Here is a 7,002-nt window from a genome sequence, read left to right as displayed (position 1 = left end):
CGAAATGGCCGCCCTGCTGGTGGATCAGTTCGGCGGTGGCCTTGACGGTGTGCAACGCGTCCGCGGTCACCGTCACGTCGCGTAGGTCGATCTGTTCCAGTAACGCGCGGGCGGTGGCCGGCTCCGTGGTCTTGGCGCCGTCGGTGGGCGCCTGGGCGATGATGACGGCGGCCGGGTCGGGGCCGGGTGAGCCGGCCCCGCAGGCGCTGCGGGAGCTGGGCAGGTCGGGGCAGACCCGCGCGCCGGTGGTGGGCCGCGGCGGCCTTGACGACACGGTTGGCGTGGTGCACATGCGGGACCTGCTCGAACAGGAAGGCCCGGTCGCCGAGTACGCAAGCCTGCCGCTGTATCTCCCGGAGACGTTGAAGGTGACCAAGGCGATCCGGGAGCTGCGCGCCCAGCGGCAGCAGTTCGCCCTCGTGGTGGACGAGCGGGGCTCCATCGACGGGATCGTGACGATGGAGGACCTGGTCGAGGAGATCGTCGGGGAGATCTACGACGAGACCGACCGGGACGTACAGGCCGTCGTACGGGAGGCCGACGGGGCGCTGCTGATGCCGGGCGGCTTCCCGCTGCACGACCTGCCGGACGTGGGCATCGACCTCGACGAGGACACCCTCGATGCCGGCGACTACACGACCGTGGCCGGCCTGGTCCTGGCCCACCACGGCCACATTCCGAAGACGCCGGGTGAGGTGATCGAGCTGCCGGGCCTGTCCGCCGAGGTGGCGGAGGTGACCGGACGGGCCATCACCCGGGTGCGCCTGCGCACCACGCCGGTGCCTGCCGACGGGCCCGAGACCGGCGAGGACGAGGCGAGTTCCTGACCGAGCCGGCGACTGACAGGCGCGTGACGTAAGGGTGTCGGCCGCAGCCCACGGAAGCCAGACCCGATACCCATTCGGCGCTACCCGAGCGTAACGCCACGGACGCACTCAGCTACTTCTCAGGTGGCGTTGGTACTTTCCCGGCGCGGCGGCCTCCACTATGGACGTCGTTGATCTCGTTGCGGCACAAGGGTTCCAGTGGAAGTTCCACCGGCTCCGCGGCTGTCGCGCGGTCGGTGGTCGTCGAAGGAGAGGTTCGTGGTTTTCAAGAAGATGCTGGGCGCGTTCGGGGTCGGCGGCCCCAGCGTCGATACCGTCCTGTCCAATCCGAGCACCCGCCCGGGGTTGATGCTGGGCGGGCAAGTGAACCTGACCGGCGGCAGCCACGATGTGAAGATCGACCACGTCACCGTCGGGCTGGTCACTCGAGTGGAGATCGACGGCGCGGAGGAGGAGTACGACGCCCTCGTCGAGTTCCACCGCGTTCAGGTCGCCGGTGGCCTGCACCTGCGCGAGGGGCAGCACCTGTCCCTGCCGCTCCAGGTGGCGATGCCGTGGGAGACCCCGGTGACCGACCTGTACGGGCACGGCATGACGATGGGCCTTCGTACCGAGGTGGCGATCCGCGGCGCGGTCGACAAGGGCGACCTCGACCCGGTGTACGTGCACCCGCTGCCGGTCCAGGAACGCATCTTGGAGGCCTTCGGCCGGCTCGGCTTCGGGTTCAAGGGCGCCGATCTGGAGCGCGGGCACATCTCGGGGCTGCACCAGAGCCTGCCGTTCTACCAGGAGATCGAGTACTACGCCGCGCCGCAGTACGCGCACAGCGCCAACGAGGTCGAGTTGACCTTCGTCGCGAACGAGCACGGCGTGGACGTCGTGCTGGAGTTCGACAAGCGCGGTGGCCTGTTCACCGGCGGCCAGGACTCCTACGGCCGCTACCACGCCGCGCACGTCGACGCCGACAGCGTGGACTGGGCCACGCAGGTCGACGGCTGGGTCCGCCAGGCCCTCGACGGCTACCAGAGCATGCACGCCGGCCACGGCTACGCCCCGCCCGCCCACGGCTACGGCACCCCCGGCTACGGGCAGCCCGCCTACGGCGCTCCCGGCTACGGACACGCCGCGTACGGCCACCCCGGTGGGCACTACAAGGAGGAGCACCACGAGCGGCACGGCGGCTCCGGCATGGGCGCCGTCGCCGCTGGCGTGGTCGGCGGTGCCGCCCTCGGCTTCGCCGGCGGCATGGTCGCCGACGAGGTCCTCGACTCCTTCGGCGACGACGAGGGCGGCGACGACGAGGCGTGAACCGCCGCTCGTCCACAGTGGATCTGCATACCCCCTCCATGATCTAATTCGGCAGGTTTGTCCGCAACCGCTCGGATTATCCGATCGGAGCTTCGAAGGAGTGTGCATGCCCGTCACCGCCGATTTCACCAAGCTGGTCGACAAGGCCTACCAGGACAAGACCCTCACCGAGATCGTCGACGCCCCGGTGTCCGCCCTAGCCGGGGTCAGCGACGGCGACGCCAAGCTGCTCAAGGACGCCTTTAACATCACCACCGTCGGCGACCTCGGCCGCAACCCGTACTTCCGCACCGCCAACGCCCTGGTCGCCCTCACCGGCACCAAGTAGCACCACCGCGCGGATGTCCGGTGGCTTAGGTACCCGTCCGGGCCACCGGGCATCCGTCCATTTCACCGCCGTTCCCGCTGACGGCGGGACGGGGCGTGCGGCGGTGTTTCGGCGCTTGCGGGGCAGGGCAATGATCGGAGCCGACGACAACCCCTCTGGAGGGACGGCTCTCGTGGAAGTTACCGGCTTCTTCACCGCGATCATCATCGGTCTGGTCATCGGCGCGCTGGGTCGACTGGTCGTGCCGGGCAAGCAGAACATCCCGATCTGGCTGACCCTGCTCATCGGCGTGGTCGCCGCGATCCTCGGCACCCTCGTCGCCGGCGCCATCAACGTCGACGACACCGCCGGCATCGACTGGATCGAGCTGGCCATCCAGGTCGTCTTCGCCGCGATCGGCGTGGCGATCGCCGCCGGCGCCTATGGCCGCCGCCGCGTCCACTGACCGTCACACCGCTACGTCCCGCCGGCCCAGCCCCTCGGGGCGGGCCGGCGGCGTGCTGCGGCCACCGGTGGGCAGCAGGCAACGCCGCTGGCACACTGACCACCCACTCATGACCTCCGACGAGGGGAAGACATCTGATGGCGGCCGAAGGCAGCACGAAGGCCGTGGTGACGGCGCTGGTCGCGAACCTGGGTATCGCGGTGAGCAAGTTCGTCGCCGCGGCGGTCACCGGGTCGGCGTCGATGCTCGCCGAGGGGGTGCACTCGGTCGCGGACTCGACCAACCAGGCGCTGCTGCTGGTCGGCGGTAAACAAGCCCGCCGCGCCCCGTCGGCGCTGCACCCCTTCGGGTACGCCCGGGAGCGCTACGTCTACGCGTTCATCGTCGCGATCGTCCTGTTCACCCTCGGTGGCCTGTACGCCCTCTACGAGGGCTACCACAAGGTCAGCGACCCGCACGAGCTCACCTCACCGCTGATCGCCGTCGCCGTTCTGCTGATCGCGATCGCCCTGGAGAGCTACGCGCTGCGGACCGCGATCGTCGAGGCGAACAAGGTCCGTGGCAAGCGGGGTTGGGTCTCCTTCGTCCGCCACGCCCGCGCCCCGGAACTGCCGGTGATCCTGCTCGAGGATGCCGGCGCGCTGCTCGGTCTGGTCTTCGCGCTGCTCGGCGTGGGACTGAGCGTGCTCACCGGCAACGGCGTCTACGACGGCATCGCCACCCTGTGCATCGGCGTTCTGCTGGTGGTCATCGCCGTCATCCTCGCCGCCGAGACCAAGAGCCTGCTCATCGGTGAGGCCGCCCTGCCCGAAGAGGTGGCCGCGATCCACTCCGAACTGGTGTCCACCCCCGGCGTCGACCGGATCATCCACCTGCGCACCCTGCACCTCGGGCCGGAGGAACTTCTGGTCGCGGCGAAGATCGCCATCGGCACCACCGACCGGGGAGCCGACGTCGCCGCCACCATCAACGACGCCGAGGCACGCATCCGCCGGGTCCTTCCCACCGCCACGACGATCTACCTCGAACCCGACATCGACCGACAGCCCACGCACACCGGCGCCGCCGCGCCCGGCCCCAGCAACTGACCGGTCGAGGGTGGTTCAGGTCCAGTGCCGGGGGTACTGACACCGATGTAGCGCCAGCATCGACGTAGGAGGCTCCATGGGTATCGATGACAAGATCAGCAACGCCTCCGAAGAGGCCGCCGGCAAGGTCAAGGAAGGCGCCGGCTGGGCCACCGACGACGACAGATCTTGAATGGTCAGGTTGTGTCGGGTTCGAGGGTCAGGCCGGTGTGAGCGAGGAAGCCGTCGAGTAGGTCGGTGCGGTACTGGATGCTCTTGAGGCGGTTCTTGATGATCGCCTGGAGGTGGTCGACGCCGGTCACGGCAAGGTTGCCGATGCTGCGTTTGAGGTGGGACCACACTGCCTCGGTGGGGTTGAGGTCCGGGGCGTAGGCGGGTAGCCGGATCACGGTCAGCCAGTCCCGGGCGTCGATCATCTGCCGCATGGCGGCGCTGATGTGGGTGTTCAGGTTGTCCCAGACGCACACGATCGGGCCGTCGAGCTGCTGGTGGGCGGCGTCCAGCAGGGCGATGTAGTCGCGTTCGCTGAAGCTGCGGCGCTCGTTCTTGCGGCCCCGATGGGTGATCGTGCGGTAGATGAACCGGGACCGCTGGCCGGGCCGGTAACAGGTCAACCCGGCGATCGACACCCGGCCGGAGCCCTTGCCCGACACCGGAACCACGGGGGTGTGCCCGCGTAGTCCCCAGGTGCGTGTCTTCGGTGGGCGCAGCGTCTGACCGGCCTCGTCCTCGAAGACCAGCCACGCCTGCCGCTGCGCCGCTACCGTTTTCCCGCCGGCCGCGTCTCCCGCCGCCACGTGGTGATCGCGGCCTCGTCCCGCTCGACCGCACGGTGCTTCGGTACCTGCACCGACCAGCCAAGCCGGTACATGATGTTCGCCGTGCCGCGCAGCGTGTACCGGGTGCGGAACATCCGAACGATCAGGTCCGACACCCGCGCCAGCGTCCACCGCTGATCACTACCGAACCCATGCGCCGCCGGACCCTGCTCCAGAGCATCGGCCAGCCGCCGCAGCCGCCCATCATCCAGCCGACACCGAGACCCACCCGGCCCCTTCGACGCCAGAGCCTGCTCACCACCGGCCCGCCACCGCTTACGCCAGCCGTACACCGCGGTCTGCGACACCCGCAACCTGCGCGCGACCTCCGGCACCGACACACCCTCAGCGAACCACCCGGCAGCCTGCCGCCGCACCGCCTCACGCTTCGCCCGCCCCCGCGCGGACAACCCACCTCCATCGGGATACCTCATCACCCCGGCCTACAACGATCACCACCGAAGATCGCGCCGACACGCCGACCCACAGTGGACAAACCTGGCCCTTCAAGATCTGTAGCCGCGATCCACGTGACGCGCTACCGCTACAGAGGAACCAAGATCCCCAACCCGTGGACCGCAACCATCAACACCTAACGGCAGAACCCGTGGAGAGCCCGTTGCGTGGAGACACGCACGGCGGGTTCGGCGAGCGGCCTGGAGAAACGGGCCAGCGGCAACGCTGGAACCGCGCTCCAGGCCGACTCAACACCGCAAGTCAGACCCCATGCGCCGCACGGGAAGCCTCCGCCGCCGCAGGGCGCCGCTGTTGCTGACAGCAGGCCGGAGTGTCGCTGTGCGACGACCACGCCGCCAGCCGGTGTGCTCTTCTCACCGGCACCTGGCCGATCGGGGTGAGGCCGCCCAGGTGCCGGGTCCCGTGGCCTTCGGGGTCCGCATACCGTCGGTGGGGTATCGCCCTCCATCCCCGGCCGGCCCGCTTCCGCCGGCCACTGCTTTCTGTAGTTGAGGCGTGACGTGAATGTGATCCTCATGTTTGACTGTCGGGTATGCGACCGGGGCAGGCGCGGCTGGCTGTCGACTATGGAAGCACCACTACGACGGCGATCACGTGACGGCGCGAACGGCGGTACTCCTATTCGCGTTCCTCGATCTCCCTATCCGTCTGAGGCCGAGGTGGGACGGACGCGGGGCTGTGGAGCAGACGCCCAGGCGGACGGCGGCTGGTGGCACGCGGGCGGCCCGGCGAGGGAGGTCTCCTGCTGGTCAGAAGAGTTGCGGTGAGCAGCGGCCCGTTGACGGTGCGGGAGTCGAGCGCGGCACCGATGTGTGTCGTCACCACCTCCAGGGCCGACATCAGCCGGGAACGCTGCGGAGGACGTGTGGCGAGGTGATCCTCGACAGCGTCCCACCAGGGGTGTGGTGGTTGAGGCTTCGTGAAGGTCATGCCGGAACTCGAAACGCTCGACGCGCCGGCCGTCACGCCAGTGGGCGAAGCTGTTCATGCCGTCGGCGCCGTGCAGGAGGCTGAGGGTCTCGGTGCCCTCGGACAGGGCGGTACATGTGCCGGACATGGCGCCGGTGATGCCGTGCTCCTCGAAACAGAACGACCACATGCCCAAGGAACCGGCGCGCAGCACCGACCCTTCCTGCGTGGTCGCGGCGTACAAGGAGTTGGCCTGGTCGCGGTCGAGCAGGCGGGCGACTTGCGGGTCGGCGCCGTATCGCGCGAGCGCATCCGGGGCCGTGATGGCCCGGGTGAATGTCACACACCACATGACCAGGCGTGGATCCTCGGCCCACGCCCACTGTCCGGCGGTCGTTTCACTCATGTAGGTCTCCTGCGCGGCCCCAGGGGCCGGGCGGGGGCCGGAAGCTCTTTCGGGCCTCCGCCCGGCCACGTCTTTGTCAGCTCACGGTGTGGATGTCGAACTTCTCGGTGTCGAGGACACGCTGGTTCCTCACGAAGGCACCGTACTTGCCTCCGGCGGAGGAGTTCGCGTCTACGTCAACGTGGCCGCGCACGCACGGTTCATTGAAGGTGACCGGCTTGTCCGCCCGAGCCTCGTAGAGCACCCACTGACCGTTCTCGTACAGCACAGCGGGAGGATGTCCGCGCACAGCCTGCCGTCCGTTCCTCCCTCATAGGTGCCGGCGAAGGGGAACTTGTCCCGCACCGGGTTTGATGGAGACGTCGAAACCTGGGAGGAACACCAGCGATGCCCGCA

General features: G+C 68.9%; 9 protein-coding genes and 1 pseudogene. 5 read left to right on the top strand and 5 right to left on the bottom strand.

Going from position 1 to position 7,002, the window contains the following annotated elements; translation table 11 throughout:
• A pseudogene (locus ACFHWY_RS27690) lies at positions 1 to 274 on the bottom strand (hypothetical protein); the annotation flags it as partial.
• On the opposite strand from ACFHWY_RS27690, the gene ACFHWY_RS27685 reads away from it, so the two are divergent.
• The 5 genes from ACFHWY_RS27685 (at position 159) to ACFHWY_RS27665 (ending at position 3,996) form a co-directional block, all read left to right on the top strand.
• Complete coding sequence (locus tag ACFHWY_RS27685) at positions 159 to 827, top strand: transporter associated domain-containing protein (RefSeq protein WP_416583191.1); 669 nt, start codon at positions 159 to 161, stop codon at positions 825 to 827. The pseudogene ACFHWY_RS27690 and the gene ACFHWY_RS27685 sit on opposite strands and share 116 nt — an antisense overlap.
• 258 nt (positions 828 to 1,085) lie before the next feature.
• Complete coding sequence (locus tag ACFHWY_RS27680) at positions 1,086 to 2,135, top strand: sporulation protein (protein ID WP_416583190.1); 1,050 nt, start codon at positions 1,086 to 1,088, stop codon at positions 2,133 to 2,135.
• Positions 2,136 to 2,241: 106 nt separating this feature from the next.
• Entirely contained in the window at positions 2,242 to 2,463 is a 222-nt protein-coding gene (locus ACFHWY_RS27675) for a hypothetical protein (protein ID WP_416583189.1), read from the top strand.
• A gap of 172 nt (positions 2,464 to 2,635) precedes the next feature.
• The gene (locus tag ACFHWY_RS27670) at positions 2,636 to 2,908 is read left to right on the top strand and encodes a GlsB/YeaQ/YmgE family stress response membrane protein (protein ID WP_416583188.1); all 273 of its coding nucleotides are present in this window, start codon (positions 2,636 to 2,638) and stop codon (positions 2,906 to 2,908) included.
• Positions 2,909 to 3,045: 137 nt separating this feature from the next.
• Positions 3,046 to 3,996 carry a cation diffusion facilitator family transporter gene (locus tag ACFHWY_RS27665; RefSeq protein ID WP_416583187.1) on the top strand — a complete coding sequence of 317 codons (951 nt, stop codon included), beginning with the start codon at positions 3,046 to 3,048 and terminating at the stop codon, positions 3,994 to 3,996.
• Positions 3,997 to 4,172: 176 nt separating this feature from the next.
• Here the strand turns inward: ACFHWY_RS27665 and ACFHWY_RS27660 are convergent, their stop codons facing one another.
• The 4 genes from ACFHWY_RS27660 to ACFHWY_RS27645 all read right to left on the bottom strand — a co-directional run bounded on the left by ACFHWY_RS27660 (position 4,173) and on the right by ACFHWY_RS27645 (position 6,874).
• On the bottom strand, positions 4,173 to 4,793 hold the full coding sequence (locus ACFHWY_RS27660; protein ID WP_416583186.1) for a transposase: 621 nt from the start codon (positions 4,791 to 4,793) through the stop codon (positions 4,173 to 4,175).
• Positions 4,757 to 5,224, bottom strand: coding sequence for a winged helix-turn-helix domain-containing protein (locus ACFHWY_RS27655; RefSeq protein ID WP_416583185.1), 468 nt, complete (start codon positions 5,222 to 5,224; stop codon positions 4,757 to 4,759). The genes ACFHWY_RS27660 and ACFHWY_RS27655 overlap by 37 nt, the downstream gene beginning before the upstream one ends.
• Positions 5,225 to 5,931: 707 nt before the next feature.
• Positions 5,932 to 6,606 carry a DUF6461 domain-containing protein gene (locus tag ACFHWY_RS27650; RefSeq protein ID WP_416583184.1) on the bottom strand — a complete coding sequence of 225 codons (675 nt, stop codon included), beginning with the start codon at positions 6,604 to 6,606 and terminating at the stop codon, positions 5,932 to 5,934.
• A 76-nt stretch (positions 6,607 to 6,682) separates the two neighbouring features.
• Positions 6,683 to 6,874, bottom strand: a complete 192-nt coding sequence (locus ACFHWY_RS27645; protein WP_416583183.1) for a hypothetical protein — start codon at positions 6,872 to 6,874, stop codon at positions 6,683 to 6,685.
• Positions 6,875 to 7,002 lie beyond the last annotated feature (128 nt).

This window comes from Micromonospora sp. LOL_024, assembly GCF_048060415.1.
In the GTDB taxonomy this organism is placed as follows: Bacteria; Actinomycetota; Actinomycetes; order Mycobacteriales; family Micromonosporaceae; genus Micromonospora.
The sequence above is the reverse complement of the archived record's forward strand: the minus strand, read 5'-3'. Positions and strand labels throughout refer to the sequence as shown.

What these genes read in the sequence shown, in the direction of transcription:
- ACFHWY_RS27675 (WP_416583189.1), top strand. Translation starts at nt 2,242, where the DNA reads ATGCCCGTCACCGCCGATTTCACCAAGCTGGTCGACAAGGCCTACCAG.
- ACFHWY_RS27685 (WP_416583191.1), top strand. Translation starts at nt 159, where the DNA reads ATGATGACGGCGGCCGGGTCGGGGCCGGGTGAGCCGGCCCCGCAGGCG.
- ACFHWY_RS27650 (WP_416583184.1), bottom strand. Translation starts at nt 6,606, where the DNA reads ATGAGTGAAACGACCGCCGGACAGTGGGCGTGGGCCGAGGATCCACGC.
- ACFHWY_RS27665 (WP_416583187.1), top strand. Translation starts at nt 3,046, where the DNA reads ATGGCGGCCGAAGGCAGCACGAAGGCCGTGGTGACGGCGCTGGTCGCG.